We start from the raw sequence: 17,735 nt of genomic DNA, 5'->3' as shown, positions 1-17,735 counted from the left end.
TCCTTTTTTGAAAGTAGGGTAAGCGTAAACCTTCCCCTCAGGGGAAGGTCAAGCGATACCCGTCATTTTTCAAAATGCCGATGCGTCGGCGGCTGGGAGTTGGCTTAAGATCCCGGTATTCGCCAGCAAACTTAATCGTGCGGATTGCCACTCGGCGATAGCCTGAATGCGCTGCTGTTGGGCGTCTGCCAACGCGGATTGTGTGTTTAACACCTCAAGAATATCCGCCACATTTTTATCGTAGCGGCGTCGCGATGAGTCAACGCTGGCCTGGGCTGCATCCAGTAATTGCTGGCTTACGGTCAGCACACCGAGCGCAGTTTTCGCATCGGCCCAGGCTTTTACAACGTCAGTGAGAATATGTGCCGTGGTGTCTTCGAGTTGCGCCGCACTTTGTTCAGCCTGCGCCCGGGCTTCCTCAATTTTATAGTGGCGACTAAAGCCATCGAACAGCGGAACAGAGACGGTCAGGCCGATATCTTTATCTGTCTGGCTAATGCTCGACAATCCCTGGTTTGGAAAACCATTGCGCGAAATATGCGCCGTCATATCCAACGTGGGCAGGCCGTCCGAACGTACCTGAATAATCTTGTCCTGGTCGGCCTGCCATTTTGCCCGTGCCTGCGAAATAGCCGGGTGGCGGCTTTGCGCCTGTTTCAGCCATTGATTTAGATCGTGAATATCCGCAGGATTGACCCGCTCAGGCTGCGTGGGTAAATGAACGGCGGTGGCGAGGTTGATTCCCATCGCCTGCTTGAGCAGCGCGAGGTTTTTTTGATAATCCCCTTCGGCGTGCATTGCATTAAGTTGCGCTTTTGCCAGCGCCGTCGCGGCTTGCAGAGTATCGTCCTGCGTGGTGGCACCTTTGCTTTCACGGCGCTGAGCCACCGTTAAGGTTTGCTGTGCGAGCTGCGCAATTTGCTGACGGGCATTCATCACCGCCTGGCTGGTCATCGCCTCAAACCAGGACTGAATCACCGACGCCATGGTTTTTTGCAATGCTGCGTCGTGCCCGGCAATGGCCGCCAGCAGCATTTCGTTTGCGGCTTCCCGGTTTGCGCTGCGCCCGCCAAAATCGAATAAGCGCCAGTTTAGCGTGCCGTAAAACTGGTTGCCGATGTTCGTCGAAGAGGGCTGGTGCGAGTCGGAAGAATACGTAGTGGTGTCTTTAAGGCGGCTGACCGACCCGGTAATCGTTGGCAGATACGCCGCTCTCGCTTCGCCGACCACGCCGCTTTGCACTTTAATTTCCGCCCATGTGGCGCGGATTTGCGGGTTGTTGCACAGTGCCGTGTCTACCGCGTCTGTCAGCGCCAGCGGCTGAGTAAAATCCACCGCGCTGGCGCAGTCGATACGGCTGGCATCCGGCAGCGTTGCGCCGTCTTGTAATTGCACGGGCTGCGCCAGTAGCGGGTCGTCCAGCATGTCGCTTGCCGCTGGCTGCACCCACAATCCGAGCAGGCAAAACGTGACGAAAACCTTTCTAGCGTTCATTCAGGCTCTCATGTGTGTGTTGAATCAGCGGCGAAAGGAAGTATTCAATCACCCGACGGCTGCCGGTTTTAATTTCAATACTGGCGCTCATGCCCGGCCTGAGGGCAGACGCCTTGCCATCAATGTCCATAGTTTTGTGTGCCAGTTTGATGTGGATTGCGTATTGCGAATTCTGCGGTTTTTGCGCGCTCTGGCTGTTATTGGTTGGTGTGTTTTCGGGCGAGTTGCTCGTCCCGGCATTCAGCGCATCGCGTGAAACATAAGTGACTTCCCCCGGCATCATGCCGTAGCGGGTGTAATCAAACGCCTCGATTTTTACCGCCGCCTTTTGGCCTTGATGAATAAATCCGATGTCTTTGTTTTCGACGATGGCTTCTATCTCAACCTGGTTTTGCGCGGGTACGATCACCATCAAAGGCTGGGCGGCGCTGACCACTCCGCCAACCGTATGCACTGTTAACTGTTGAACGGTGCCGTCAACTGGCGCGGAAAGCTGGAGCTGAGTTTGATGGGCGGCAGCGCGTTGCACATCCTGATGCGCCTCGGCCTGCTGGCGCATCCCATCGTTCAGATCGTCTTCGGTTTTCTTGCGGGTTTCGGCAATAAACGCCTCGCGCTGATGGCGGGCATCGGCGAGCTTGCCGGTCAGCTCAATCATCTCTTGTTCTTTTTCCTGCCAGGAAATGACCGAAACGTCATGATTCGCAGCCAGCTCTTTATAGTTCTGCGCCCGCTCCTGAACCAGCGGCAGTTGCTGGCTATAACGGGTAATTTCACCGTCCAAATCTTGCAGATGGCTTTCGACATTCAGCCACTGGCTGGCAAGCTGGAGGCGGGCATCGGCGACCTTTTCAGGAGCGATGTTGTCGATATTGCCGAGTGCGATAAATTTATTGGCGGCGAGCGAATCCAGCAGCGCGCGCGAACGCGCGACCTGCAATACCGCAGTTTCCAGACCAACTTGCGCACGCATTTTTTCGTGGTCAATCATTTGCGTATCGAGTACCAGCAATGGTTCACCGGCATGTACCTTTTGCCCGTCGCTGACAAATATTCGCTCAACGCGCGCGGTTTCTACCGAGGCGATGGTTTTGGCATGAGCCGTTGGAATGATTTTGCCACTGGCGGAGACAATAATGTCGACTTTGCCGAACACCGACCACAGCACCAGGAAAACGATTAGCACCATTAGCAGGCGCGCCGTCCAGCGAGCGGTGGGGGAAACCGGGGCCAGTTGCAACGCCAGCGCGGCGGGTAAAAACTCCGCTTCGTCAGCTTTCAGTGTCGGTGGGGTGAGGGCGTGGCGCTGCTTCCAGAAGAAGGCAAAGTGCGAACGGTAGCGTTTCAACAGTTCGCGGCTGGCGCTAAAGTGCAAATTCATACGCGAGCCTCTTTGACTGTGCCTTGTTGCAGGCGATATAAATGCGCGTAGATGCCGTCCGGGTTTTGCACGAGTTCATCATGATGGCCCACTTCGGCAATCTGCCCGCGCTCCATCACCACAATACGATTGGCCTCGCGCACCGCAGACAACCGGTGCGCAATAATAATCACCGTTCTGCCCGCACAGATGCGGCGCATATTATCCTGAATGATTTTCTCGGATTCATAATCCAGCGCGCTGGTGGCTTCATCAAAAATCAAAATGCGCGGGTTGGAGATTAAGGCGCGGGCGATAGCAATACGCTGGCGCTGCCCGCCGGACAAGCCGGTGCCATGCTCGCCTACCATCGTGTCGTAACCTTCTGGTAACTCACAAATAAACTCATGTGCCCCGGCAAGTTTCGCGGCTTCAATCACCGCTTCTATCGGCAGCGTCGGGTTAGTCAGCGCGATATTGGCGCGGATCGAGCGGTTAAACAGGTTGTTTTCTTGCAGTACCACGCCGATTTGGTGCCTGAGCGAAGTGGTGTTGATCACTGCCAAATCGTGCCCGTCCAACAGCACTCGCCCGCGAGCGGGGATATAAAGGCGCTGCACCAGTTTTGTCAGCGTGCTTTTCCCGGAACCGGAACGCCCGACGATGCCAATCACTTCACCTGGCTTAATCGCCAGGCTCACGGTGCGCAGAACTTCTGACGCATCAGGGCGATAGCGGAAGGAAACCTGGTCAAATTCAATCGCCCCGGACAATGTCGGCAGACGTGATTTTTCGTCAACCACCTCAGGATGCGTATTTAAAATATCCCCAAGGCGACTCATGGAAATACCGACCTGCTGGAAATCATTCCACAGCTGCGCCAGGCGTAAAATGGGCTGCGAAACCTGGCCGGAAAGCATATTAAACGCGACTAATGCACCGACCGTCAGTTGGTTATCAATCACCAGACTGGCACCTATCCACATAATTGCGGCGGTCACCAGCTTACTAATCAAGGTGATAGCGCCATTGGTAATCGTGGAAATATTGGTCGCGGATAGCCCGGATGTCACATATCCCGCCAGTTGGTCATCCCAGTTTTTCACCCACCGTGGCTCAACGGCCATCGCTTTTACGGTGTCGATATTGCTGATGGTTTCGACCAGGAATGACTGGTTTTCGGCGGATTTATTGAATTTTTCATTCAGGCGGCGGCGCAAAACCGGCGTGAATACCACCGATAAAAAGATATAAAGCGGAATGGAAGCGATAACGATCAGCGTCAGTTTTACGCTGTAGCTAAACATCACCGCCAGGAAGATGAACGAGAAAAGAATATCGAGCACTACCGTGATGGCATTACCGGTCAGAAACGAGCGGATATTTTCCAGCTCACGGACGCGAGCAACGGAATCCCCAACGCGACGGCTCTGGAAATAAGCAATCGGCAAATTGAGCATATGGCGGAACAGGCGCGCGCCTAATTCCACATCCAGCTTGCTGCTGGTATGGGCAAATACCCAAGTGCGAATCCCGCTTAATAATGCTTCAAATATATTCGCTGCCACCAGGCCAATCGCCACCACATGCAACGTTTTCATCGCATGGTTAACCAGCACTTTATCCATCACCACCTGGAAGAAAAGCGGCGTGACTAAACCAATGAGTTGTAGCACCAGCGAGATGAGCATAATTTCACCCAAAATACGCCGGTACTTAATGATTGCCGGAATAAACCAGGTGAAATCAAATTTGGCGAGCGTGCCGCTGAAATTGACTTTGCTGGCGAAGTAAATAACCTCACCCGTCCAGATTTCGGCCAATTCATCAACATTAATAAACTCAGGAGGTCTATTTTCATGCTGAATAAGCAGGCGCGGTTTTACGGTGTGATTATCATTCTTACTTCCCGGGTCGTATTTTCCAAGAATAAAGTAACGCCCATCAAGATGTTGTGCCACCGCCGGTAACGCGGCTTTATCCATGCGGCGTGGATCCTGGCGAACCACTTTGGTTTTCAGCCCCAGAGAGTGCGCTGCCAGTAATATAGCCCGTTGGCTAAACACGAGTTTCCCGTTCGCGGACATCTCCATATGACCGGCGAGTTGATGCTCGAGGTTTATTTTGTCGACCACGACCTGGTGAAAAGCGCCGATGACCTGCAAACAGAAAAACCCGCTATCCATGAGATACCGCCGACAACATATAAGTCATTTTAATTAACAAGGCCAATAACAAGAGGGCTATACAGAAGGATATAGTGAAGTTGCGCGATTAAATATCACAGGGGGCTAAGGGTTGTCAAAATACGTCGCTTCATTAAAAATAGGTAATATTGGACATTTAAGGTGAGAGTTGAAGGGAAGGTGCGTTCTTTTTTTATTATTATCTTTAACAGTTATGCATCCTTTCATTATTACCTTTTTATTATTTGATCAGAATAAGTACGTTAATGTTTATAATCGTAAAATCCAACTTAAAGTTGTAACCTCGGAATTATTTTGAAATGTCCATATTTAATCTATTAGAGTGAAAAATGCGCTAAAAATAAACCTGCCGATAAATATTGTGATTGATAATATTTACCTGAATTCATCTATTTCTTTTTTATGAAGAAATGGGTGGATTACCCATCAATAATTATTTTCATCCTTTAGGGTTTTATTTAACTCTTTTTAGGTATGTATTCCGGCAAGGAGACAACTGTGTCTGATTCAACTCAAAACAACACTGCAATGCCTGACCTTAATAAAATTAGTTCATGGAGTCAGGCGGATTACGAGCTACTGACCGCCGATTTCGTCAGCAAAATGACGCCAGCGCAAATTTACGCGATGGGCCACACCTCATGGATGCCGGACGAAGCCGCTGCTGGGTTTACCGCCGAAATGGTGCAACAAATCAGTATCAGCATGTACTGGTTTAAGCCTGGTTGGGTCAACAACCTGAGCATGGAGGCGCTTCAGGGCCTAACGCCCGCTCAGATGGGTGAGTTCACCGCCAACACGCTTTGTGGTGTGGATGCAGCGCATTTATCCACTTTCACAGCCGAGCAGGTCGCGGGTATCAATTGCAGCTTTTACTGGTTCGATGCTAACTGGCTGAACAGCTTAAGTATTCCAGCATTTCAGGCTATCAATGCCAAACAACTTAGCGGCCTGACAGGTGCTAATCTTACCGGCATAGATAGTGCGCATGCGGCGGCCTTAACGGTCAGCCAGATAACCAGTTGGACGACCACCTTTTACTGGTTCAACTCAACCTTCCTGAACAATCTGAGTACAGAGACATTCCAGGCAATTAGCAGCAAGCACCTTAACGAGTTAACGTCGGCTAATTTCTTAAAGCTGGATAACCAACATCTGGCGGCATTAACCGCTGCGCAAGTTGCCGCCTCATCGCGTATTGGCGATTTGACCAGCGAGCAATTCGGTTATTTAGATATTTCCGGGTTGTCTGTTTCCGCCATTGGACAATTATCTAAAAAGGAATATCTGGGACTGACGGCGAAGCAGGTTTCAACATTCAGTGCTGAGCAAATTCAGGCATTGAAGAGTTTTGACTTGATTCCGGCGGCGGCAATCAATGGATTTACGCCGGTTCAAATTGCGGGCTTTGGCGATGATCTATCGTTGCTTCCGGCAGCATTCCTCAACAATCTCGATACAGCTATGTTTGCAGCCTTCACCCCAGCACAGCTGAGAACGCTTAGCCCAGCGACATTCGCGGCCCTGGACTACCAGCACTTCTGGACGATTAATGATTTACCGGCACTGAGCGATGTCATGTCGTCCTTGTCGACCGATCAGCTGCTAACCGTTTCTCAATTGATGTCGATTGAACAAATTGCGCAATTGCCAGAAAGCCAGAATTCATTAATTAACACGTCTGTAGAAACGGGATTCGCACTGGTTGATAGAATCAGCGACCCGGCGCTAAAAGAGCTGATGCACAATGCCGTCACCAACGACGCTTCATTATTCAGCTTCCAGTCGATTGAGTCTGTACTGAAAGATTTTGCCGCGCAATTAACCGGCAATCTCAGCGCCAACCAGTACGGTGATATCAAAAATTATGTGCAGGAAATTGGCAACGTTTGCGGAACTGACTCGGCAATCTATTCGCTGGTCAATGGGCTGATTGGTACAAGTGGTGCATCCATTAACTGGACGGCAACGGGGCCTGGCGAGCGAATCGGTAGCCTGGCTGCTGGCTCGTCTGTCACACAATTTAATCAGTTAATTTCCACCTGGTTTGATGGGGCAAACGCGCCAGCATCATCTTCAATGGCACATGTCGAAGGTCGCCCGCTGTTCGCCAAAGGGGGTCCATCCATTAATGACATTACTCAAGGAGGCGTTAGCGATTGTGCTCTTCTTTCAGCGCTTCAGGCGGTGGTGAATATTGCACCTGATTTCATTAAATCAATGATCGTTGAGAACCCAAATAACACCTATAGCGTGCGTTTCTTTAATAAAGGAGAGCCTCATTGGGTGACCGTCGATGGTAATGTTTGCAGCTACGGTGAGAATTCGGCTAATTCAAGTTGGGCGGCGATTGTTGAACGTGCGAACGTTGCTTTTGAAGCCACGTATATGAATGACATTAATAATTACTCAAGCCTGGGAGGGGGTCATATTAAGATGGAGGAGATTACCGGCGATACATTGACTTCATTCCGAGCGTTAGTAACGTCTGAGGAAAAATGGGACACCACTAATTTTGAAATCCTGAAAACGGCGGTGCTCAATGGTGCGCCGGCACAACTTTCCAGTTGGGCCAATTCAAAAAATACCGCGACCGGGCAAACAAACTTCGTGAGTGGGCATGCATTTGGAATTATCGGTTTTGATGAATCGACCCAGGATTTTATTTTGACCAACCCTTGGGGCGCTTACCGTAACGACAATGTTCAAGGAACATTTGAAGCCTCAATGGATGAAATGTGGCAGAAGGGAAATTTCAGCACCAACATTCTTATCGCAAATATAAACGACACTTCCGGCGCTGCCGGGCCGTTGGTTCACGCGATGGCGGCAATGAACACCTCGCCGTCGGCAGCGCTTACCCACTCTGCCTTACCTAATCATGTTAATAACGGAACGCTCGCCGCTTCACATGCCTGATAGTTAAGCCCTTCACCTCCGCCCAATCGGGTGGAGGTAACTCCCACCTTTTCAAAGCATTATGTGAGGCAGTATTAGTTAAGTCATACTTTTTCTGCCATTCCCATTCTCAATGCACAGCCATGTACTACTGTTATCTAAAGTATTTCGAAACGTGTTTGTCGTTTTCGTTATGTTTCAGCGCGTTATTACTCATTGTGGCTATGTAGAGATTGCTTATGAATAATATCTATCGACTGGTGTGGAGCCATGTTGCGAACAGTTTTATTGCGGTTGCAGAAACATCTCGGGCGGGGAAAAAGGGCGGCAGAGCGGGAAGGGGTGGTAAAAAGTTATTAGTGACAGCGTTAGTGCTTGCCGGGAGTTATGGAACTTCCGCCTTCGCTGACGATGTGCAATGGAGTGCTGAATATCCGAACTACGATTTCATCTCGCCATATGATCAAATTAGTGAGACGGGCTATGCGTTTACTATCGACAGCCTTACCGCCGCCAACCATTTTGCGCCAGGCACCACGCTTAACGTTCTCGGGCCGATACCCATTATTGCTGCGGGATCTGATGGTACTGCCACAAGTGTTACGGTGTTTAATGCGCTGCCGAATGGTTCGGGTACTGACCCCAACCGCATCACCATCATTAATGCTTCAGATTCTACTGGGGCAACCACGCCGATAACTCAAGCCAATATCAGCCAGTACAACTATTCACCGGCTCCAGCCACGCCACAAGAAAATAAGGAACTCAACGTTGAAGTTCCTGGCCTGGATGGCAGCTATCAAGTCATCAGTATTTATGATTCATCGACCTTTATTTCGGCAGTTGATGTTCCCGTCAGTAATATGATTTTGCCTATTTTTGATAGCGATTCTATTCGTATCTACAATAATTTTGGCATTACCTCAGTGGCATCAACCGGCGGGCAGGCCAATATTAATGTCGGCTCGAGCGATACTGCCGCACCTATTTCAGCCGCCGCTAATACTATTGATTTACTCACCAAAAACTCCGTACTGGCAAAAGCCGATGGCAGCGGAACCGCAACCAGCAGCACACAATGGCTTTCGGATAACTACATTCACTTTAGACCGGCGATTGTGTTGGCGAATGATACACAAGACATTCAGGCGCAAAGTTCTAAGTACGATTTCTCAATAACACTGCCCAATTATGAACAGGTTGGGAATAGGGTATTCCTGCTCGGCAATAAAACCTTTGTGATTAACTCTTCCACTGATATTGCAGGGGTAAACGACTTCCTGATCGGTGCTGGGGCTTATGCCGGTAAACCGCAGATTCAATATTGGCTAACGGCAGGTGCCACGGTAAATGGTGAAGTCATTGACTCGTCGGTCGAAGCACAAAATACCTACGACGCAATTATCACCGGAATGCTGGCGCAAGAAGAAAACACCAGCATCAAACTGACTTATCACGTCTGGGACGACAAAGGTATTCACACTAATAACGCCACGCTCGGCACCGGCAATTTAAACGTGATTTACGCCACCGGAGCGAATGCCTCGGGGCTGGTGGTGGCGGATGGTTCTCTGGCGGTGGATGGCGCGTCGGCGGTAATGCGTGCCGACAATAACGCAACCATCACCAACGATGGGGCAATCAACGCCTGGCGCAGTAGTGGGCGCAGCCCGACCTCTGTCGGGATGTCGACGACTGACGCGACGGCCATTAACAACGGCACCTTAAACGCCGGGCTGTTTATTGAAAAAGACGGCAGCAATCAGAATAAGTCTAACGCCGGAAGCGTGGGCATGGAAGGCGGCGGTGCCAGCATTCTGACCAACAACGGCCATATCAACGTTGCGATTACCGACACCACCACTAACAACGCGCGCGGTATTAGCGCGTCGGGAACGACGGCGGTTACTAACGCCGCCAACGGCACGATTGCGCTGGTCGGCAATAGCAATAACGCAGCAGGGAAGGCGGGCGGCTATGGGGTTTATCTCCTGGACAGCGCCACCTTTAATAACGCCGGCAATATCTACCTCGGCGTGACGCCTGTTTTAAATGCCACTGCACCCACAGCGGTGCCGATGACCGGGGGCTCTCTTTCTGCGGGGATCCACACGCAAAGCTCCGGCGCGGTGAATAACACCGGCACCATCACACTTGAAGCCAATACCCGTAACGCAGCCGGGATTTCCGTGCAGGGCGCGACAGGTGCCGTCACCAACAGCGGCACGATTAACGTTTTAGGCAGGCTCACCAATGGTTCGGCTGCGGCAAACTATGGCCTGAACGTGGTCGATAATACCGGCATCGTCACCCATAGCGGCACGATCAACGTGGATGGCGATAACAATATCGCGATAAACGTCTCGGCGCAGAAAGCGGGGGCGACAGTTTCCACAACCTCGGGCAGCTCGATTACCGTGGGTAAGGCGGGCGACACGGGCGGGAGTGACGGCCAACCGTACACTTATCGCAACTATGCGGTGTATGCCGAAGGGCTAAATACTCAACATGCGCAAGTGAACCTGAATTCCACTATCCGTCTGTTATCTGCCGGGGCCATTGGCGTTCACGCTCGTGGCGATGCGCAAATTGATATCAACGCCGCCTCCACGCTCACTTTTGAAAACACTCAACAGATGGGCTATTACGCCTGGGGCGATAAAGCGCAGATTAATATTGGCAGTGCGGCTATTAATGATAACGGCCAGAAAGACTCGATTTTATTCGCAGTTGACCACGGTGCCACGTTTGCAGGCAATGGCTCGGCTAGGGGTTATCAACTCACCGTCTCCGGCGAAAATGCGACCGGGATATTTGCCAACGGTCTGGATGAAACCAGCGGGATTAAAACCACAATCAACACCGGTACGGCGAGGATAAACGTCAATGGTAATGGTGCGGTCGGGGTAAAAGTCACTGGTGGCGCTCAAGGTACAATCAGCGACGGCGGCATTATATTGGGTGGCAATAATACAACGGCCGTAGTTATTGACGGGCGCAATTATAATATCGACAGCACGATTGACCCTGAAGAATTGCTAACTCAAGTCACCTCAACGGCGTCTACCACCGCCAGTTCCTTACAAAGCGGTATTGTTGGCTACAACATTTCGCATTTAGGGGAATTAACCTTAAATGGTACGGCGGGCATTGCGTTAGAAGGGACAAATAGCACCGGGATTTTGCTGCACGATAATGGCGCGGCGATTGTGAATGCCCCAGTCAGCGTTTCCGGCAGTAATAATATCGGCGTGAATATCCAGAACAATGGCGTATTGACCAATAACAATACGATTAGCGTCAGCGGTGCAACCGCAAGCGGCAACGTTGGCCTGCGTGTCGGCGGCGCGAATGCGGTCGTCAATCGCCTTGGCACCGTCAATGCGACCGGCGGCCTGGCGGCGGTTCAGTTGATTGGTTCGGGTGCCAATCTGACCGTCAACGGAACGGGCAACCACATCACGGCATCCGGCGGCGCTGACGGCGTGCGAATGGATACCGGAGCCACATCATTTACCGCTACTGACACCATTATTGATATTTCCGGCACCGGCGCGGGCATTAACAACAATGCTGATACGGCGAATATCAACCTCAATGGCGTGACGATTAATGCCGCCGATGGCCCGGCGATCCGCACCGCAGTCACTTTCAGCGCGGCTGGGGCCAATAACACGCTGAATGTTTCTGGTAGTGGCTATGGATTTGCCTTTATGAATGCGGCGGGTGCCCCAACAACCGGGAATCTGACCATTGATAATGGCTACACCATCAACGGCAATGGCGCGAACAGCGTCGGTATTCTGGCGCGAACCGCCGGGAATGTGAGTTCGGGCGCGACCATCAATATGGCGGCGGGTGCCGGTTCAGCGATTGTCGCCACCGATGGCGTGGCCAACACAGCGCGCACCATTACCAACACCGGCACGATAACCAGTCTGGGCACGGGCGCACCGGTCATTAATGCCTCAGGCGCGGGCAATACCACCATCAACAACAGCGGCACGTTGCTGGCGGCCAATACCACGGCGCAGGCCATTCTTACCGGCAGCGGGAATGACGTGGTGGCGTTAAGTGGCGCGGTGGCGAATACGCGTGGTGAAATCGTGTTGGGAACGGGTAACGACCAGTTTAGCTGGACGGCAGGAGCGTTTAACGGCGGGGTGACTTTCAACGGTGCGGACGGCAACGACAGCGCCACATTGGGCGATGTTTCGCTAGCGAACGTCACTCATATTCTCAGCGAAGGTGGCCCGAATAATACGCTGACATTGAACGGCACTCATCAGGGCGCGGCCCCGGCATTATTGGGAACCTTTAGCGCGGATGACCTGGCGAAAGGCACCAATATTGGCACCGGCTGGAGCACATTGACTCTGGATGGCGATGCCACCGACGCCCGTATTGTCGACGATCTGACGCTTGCAGGCGCTCAGGCTATCAACATCAACAACGGCGCGACGCTACGCAGCGGCGACAGCGCATCGACTTCTGGTGATGCCACTCTTCATAACTACAACGTCGCCACTTCCGGCGCGACAAGCTTGCTGTCGTTCGACGGCACAAGTGACCAGATTTACAGCGGGATTATCAGCGGCACCGGCGGCATGGAACGTATCGGCGCGGGCAAAACGACGCTGCTTGGCGATAACACCTACACCGGAAATACCTACATTGGCGCAGGATCAGAACTGGCGCTGGGCGATGGCGGCACGGTGGGGAGTTTGTCGGAAACCACTAACATCACCGACGACGGTATTTTGACGGTTGACCATTCTGATGATGTGACGCTAAACGGCGTGATTTCTGGCAGCGGCGCGTTCCGCCAGATTGGTAGCGGCATAACACGTCTGGGGGGGAACAACACCTACGCGGGAACCACTAACGTTGAGCAGGGAACATTGCTGATTAACGGTGTGCAAAGTGGCACCGGGCTGACCACGGTGATGACCGGCAGCACTCTCGGCGGCTTTGGCACGATTGGCGGAGATGTGGTGTTTCAGAGTGGCACGACCTTGCGTCCAGGCGATGACAACCGTGGCAATGGCACCGGCACGCTGACCATCAACCAAAATCTGACGCTCGCGGGTGATACCAATAGCCAGTTCCAGTTGGGGCAGGTTTATGTTCCCGGTGGTGCGCTAAACGATTTGGTTGACGTAAAAGGCAACTTGACTCTCGACGGTACGCTTGATGTGGCCCTGACTCAGGAAGGTATCTTCCTCCCTGGCGTCTATCGTCTGTTTAATTACGCTGGCAGCCTGGTCAACAACTCCATGACCATTAATTCGCTTCCGCCGAATGACGCTAATAATTACGCGATTCAGACCAACATCGCGAACCAGGTCAACCTGGTGCTTAACTTCGTTGACCCAAGCAACGTGTTGCAATATTGGGATGGTGATAACGGCGCTATTCCCGGCAACCATGGCGATGGAACGACGGGTAACGATAAAGTCGATGGGGGCTTCGGTTACTGGACAAGACAGATCGCGGGTAACAGCAACAACTGGACGCAAAGTACCGGTGTCGGTAATGCACCGTGGGCACAGGATGCGTTTGCGGTGTTCCAGGGGCAAGCGAATGAAGTACGTGTAAGCAATGCCTTTGGCTCGGTGCTCACCTCAGGTATGCAGTTTACGTCCAATGGCTACATTCTGAATGCCGATCCGGCTCGCCCTGATTCACAACTCTTTTTCACTGCCACAAATCCGCCCGGCGATTTCCCGCCGGATAACAGCTATGAATCGCAAGGAGCCACACATGCGGACAGCTATTTTGCGATACGTGTAGGGGACGGTGCGACAGGGGCTGATATCACCACCTTTATTAATGTCGACCTTGTTCAGAATGATTTGCTGGACGGCAATATCCGCTTGTTAAAAACCGATCCAGGTCGCCTGGTCCTGACCGGTAACAACGTGTTTACCGGTGGCGTAGAAGTTTGGAACGGTACGCTCAACATCAACAATGACAATGCGCTGGGGGCAACGAGTAACTCAGTACTATTGAAAAATGGAGCGACTTTCCAGGCCGGTGCAGACATTTCCACGCCACGTTTGTTCTTCGTTGATGGGAGTGTGGGCGGTGCATTAGATGTATTCGGTCATACATTCACGCCGACAGGCGTGATCGGGGGCGATGGGCCACTGACTATCAAAGATACCTCGGTTCTGGCCAACAATGGCGTTCTGGAACTCGGCGTGGCAAACACCTATCAGGGCGATACCAGCATTATTGGCAAAAACGGTACAGGGCAGTTAACCGTTAACGCCAACACCACCGGCGCCTTTGGCCGGGCAAACAGCCAGATTTCGCTCTCAAACCTGGCACAATTAAACCTTAACAACTCAGCCTCCGGCCAAACGCATACCTTCGCAGTCAACAACGCCAGCCTGGCGTTTAACGACACCGCCGGAGCGGGGCAAAGCACCATTACGTTGACCAACAGCGGTATCGCGGAATTTAACGGCAACAGCCAGGGCGATACCACCAGCGTCGCGGTCGACGCCACGTCATTGCTGGCGTTAAACGACAATGCCGATGCGGGTTCCGCCACGGTTGCCAACAGCGGGCGCGTCACTTTTGCCGATAACGCCCAGGCGGCGGGCGCGGTGATTTCTAACCTCGCAGGCGGGCTGGTGGACATCAGCGCGGCACTGGCGAATGCGTCAGTCGGCTCATTGTCGGGCGCGGGTAACGTGGCACTTGGCGCGGCAACGCTGGTGGAAGGCGCGCTTGGGCGCGATGACACCATTAGCGGGCTGATCAGCGGAACCGGCAACCTGGTGAAAACTGGCGGCGGCACGCTCAATCTCACCGCTGACAACACCTGGACCGGCACCGCCACCGCGCAACAAGGTGTGTTGCTGATTAACGGTAATCAGGCGGCGGCAACCGGCAAAACGACGGTGAACAGTGGCGCAACCCTGGGCGGTGCGGGCGTGCTCGGCGGCAGTGTCGAAATTGAAAACGGCGGCCATCTGGCTGCGGGGCAAGACCTTGCAAGCGTCGGCGTGCTGGAGATGGGCGCGTTAACCCTCAACCAGGATTCGCAGGTCGACTTCCAGTTCGGCAGGCCATTTGTCGTGGGCGGCACGCTCAACGATCTCATCAATATCAATGGCGATCTTAATCTCGACGGCAAACTGAATATCGCCCAGACACCGGGCGGATCGTTTGACGTCGGCGTGTATCGCGTCTTCAACTACACCGGCGCACTGAGCGATAACATTCTGGATATTGGCGCAGCCCCTGCGGCAGCGGACGATCTATATGTGCAAACCTCGATTGCCGGGCAGGTCAACCTTGTGAATCGCACCGGAGCGGTCATGCGCTTCTGGGACGGAACGGGCGGCAACGGCGGCGAGCTTAAAAACAACGGTGTGATCAACGGCGGCGATGGCGTCTGGCAGAACAATCGCGGTAACGACAACTGGACAACCGACGTCACCACGCCAGATGGCCGCTTTAATACGCCATACAGCAACGGATCGTTCGCGGTCTTTGGCGGCGAGGCGGGGAACGTGACGGTCGATACCAGCTTGGGGGAAGTGGCGATCAGCGGCGCGCAATTCACCACCAATGGCTACGTGATTGGCGGCGATAACATCACTACGCATACCGCAGATACTCAGATTCGCGTTGGCGACGGCTCTATTCTGGGGGCACGGTACACCGCGACCATTAACTCCGTCATCGACGGCGAAGGCGGCATCAACAAAACCGATGCCGGAACATTAATCCTGGGCGGCAACAACCAGTACCAGGGCGGAACGCAGGTCAGCGGCGGCGTACTGCAAGTCTCTGCAGACAACAACCTTGGCGCGACAGGAACCGGCATCGGCCTGAGCGGCGGCACATTGCGCTACGGTGCGGCGTTTGACACCGCTCGCGTGGTCACGCTTGCAGACGGTGGCGGGGCAGTGGATACCAACGGTAATTCGGTTTCACTATTAAGCGCGGTAACTGGCAGCGGCACCTTCACCAAACTGGGCGACGGCAAACTCACCCTCACGCAAGACAGCACCTTCGACGGGCAAACCACCATTCGCAACGGCACCTTGCAACTGGGTAACGGCGGAACCGGGGGCAGCGTGACGGGCGATATTGTCGATGACGCAACGCTAGCGATTAACCGTTCTGATAGCGTCACTCTGAACGGGAATATTTCCGGCAACGGGCAAGTCTTGCAGCAGGGCAGCGGCACCACATTCCTTAATGGCCGCAATACCTGGAGCGGCATTACGCTGGTGGAAAATGGCACCCTGGCGGCGGCCAGTCGCAACAGCTTTAGCCATCAGTCGACACACATCGTCAGCAGCGGAGCCACTCTGGATACTGGCGGTTTCAACCAGACCGTGGCTAACGTCTACAACCAGGGCACCATTAATTTACGCGGCGGCGATGTCGGTTCGACGCTCACCGTGAATGGCAATTATGTCGGCGACAACGGCACGGTGAAAATCGCCGCGCAGCAACACAGCCCAGGCGTTGCCGATCATCTGGTGATCAACGGCGGTACGGCGACGGGCAACACGCTGCTGGATATCGACGTCAGCCAGCTCGGCGAACCGACAACCGGCGACGGTATTTTAGTCGTCGAAGCGGTGAATGGCGCAACGACCACCGCGCAGACCACCAAAGACGCCTTCAACATCGGCGGCGACGTGCTCACCGCCGGAGCCTGGGAATACCAGTTATTTGCCGGGAACCAACAAGGTGCGGGCGAAGACTGGTTCCTACGTGCGGGATATCGCCCGGATGTGCCAGGGTTCGACACGCTCGGGGCGATTATCCGCCAGGCCGATCTCGCCGTGCTTGGCACATTGCATCAGCGCGTCGGTGACGAACAGCCGTGGCAGGCGGGTGTGCCTGAAGATCAAGAAGGGCGTTTCTGGGCGCGTTACATCGTCAAATCGGTCGATCAGCATCACGACGATCCGACGAAATCCCAAAGCAGTACTAACTATAACGGTATGCAAATGGGGCTGGATGTTTATCAGGACGAGAAATGGCGTGCCGGTTTGTACACCACCTTTATGGATATCGACAGCTCAATCGATGGCATCACCGGCATGAGCGGTGGCGCGGCGTACAACTCGACATTCTCGTCTTATTTGGGCGCTTACGGCACCTGGACGGACACCAACGGTTTCTACGTCGATAACGTTTTGCAGTACGGCTACCACTCGGTTGACCTGAAAAACATGAGCGACCGCGAGACTTACAGCCCAGATGGCAACTCGTTTGTGGCGTCGGTCGAAGTGGGTAAACCGTGGCAGCTTTGGGACAGCAACTGGCTGATTGAACCGCAGGCGCAGCTTATCTATCAATACAGCGATTTTGATGATGTGACGCTGAGCGACCCGTCAAAAACCAAAGTCTCGGTGGATGCTGACGGCGCAGTCATTGGTCGCCTTGGCTTGCGTCTGGCGGCGGATTACGACACCGATTACGGCAAAGTGAAGCCGTATATTCGGGTTAACTTGTGGCAAGAACTGTCGGATGGGCAAGACACCGTGACGTATCGCAATACAGCGAACAGCGCCGGGGCGACTAAAATTGATGCTAACCAGCGCTTCCAGACTACCGAAGCCGCAGTGGGTGCGACATGGGCCGTCACCGCAGATGTGCAGGCGTACACCGAAGTGGGTAAAACCTGGGACACCGGCGGAGACACGCAGGTGGATTCTGATATTTCTGCCTCGGTCGGTATGAAAATTCGCTTCTGATAAAACCCCCTGCACCTGAACGGGTGCAGGGGGTTATACTTC

Annotated in this window: 5 protein-coding genes; 2 read left to right on the top strand and 3 right to left on the bottom strand. The window is 53.3% G+C overall.

The features are described 5' to 3' along the window. Window positions 1–69: 69 nt before the first annotated feature. Genes D6029_RS06350 through D6029_RS06340 form a run of 3 tightly spaced genes read right to left on the bottom strand, consistent with a single transcriptional unit; the run spans window position 70 to window position 5,040 of the window. Window positions 70–1,494, bottom strand: coding sequence for a TolC family protein (locus D6029_RS06350; protein WP_208642668.1), 1,425 nt, complete (start codon window positions 1,492–1,494; stop codon window positions 70–72). Continuing rightward, window positions 1,484–2,875, bottom strand: coding sequence for a beta-barrel domain-containing protein (locus D6029_RS06345; protein WP_120063949.1), 1,392 nt, complete (start codon window positions 2,873–2,875; stop codon window positions 1,484–1,486). The genes D6029_RS06350 and D6029_RS06345 overlap by 11 nt, the downstream gene beginning before the upstream one ends. Beyond that, window positions 2,872–5,040: a type I secretion system permease/ATPase gene (locus D6029_RS06340; protein WP_120063948.1), complete on the bottom strand. Its 2,169-nt coding sequence runs from the start codon at window positions 5,038–5,040 to the stop codon at window positions 2,872–2,874. Before D6029_RS06340 ends, D6029_RS06345 begins: the two co-directional genes overlap by 4 nt. Before the next feature lie 519 nt (window positions 5,041–5,559). On the opposite strand from D6029_RS06340, the gene D6029_RS06335 reads away from it, so the two are divergent. Together D6029_RS06335 and D6029_RS06330 are read left to right on the top strand one after the other, a co-directional pair. Then, window positions 5,560–7,980 (top strand): C2 family cysteine protease, encoded by a 2,421-nt coding sequence (locus tag D6029_RS06335; RefSeq protein ID WP_167455977.1) that lies wholly within the window; start codon window positions 5,560–5,562, stop codon window positions 7,978–7,980. A gap of 218 nt (window positions 7,981–8,198) precedes the next feature. Continuing rightward, on the top strand, window positions 8,199–17,693 hold the full coding sequence (locus tag D6029_RS06330; protein ID WP_120063946.1) for an autotransporter-associated beta strand repeat-containing protein: 9,495 nt from the start codon (window positions 8,199–8,201) through the stop codon (window positions 17,691–17,693). The last annotated feature ends 42 nt before the right edge of the window (window positions 17,694–17,735 follow it).

This window comes from Buttiauxella izardii (assembly GCF_003601925.1).
Taxonomy (GTDB): domain Bacteria; phylum Pseudomonadota; class Gammaproteobacteria; order Enterobacterales; family Enterobacteriaceae; genus Buttiauxella; species Buttiauxella izardii.
Note: the sequence above shows the minus strand (reverse complement) of the source record. Positions and strands in the feature narration are given on the sequence as shown.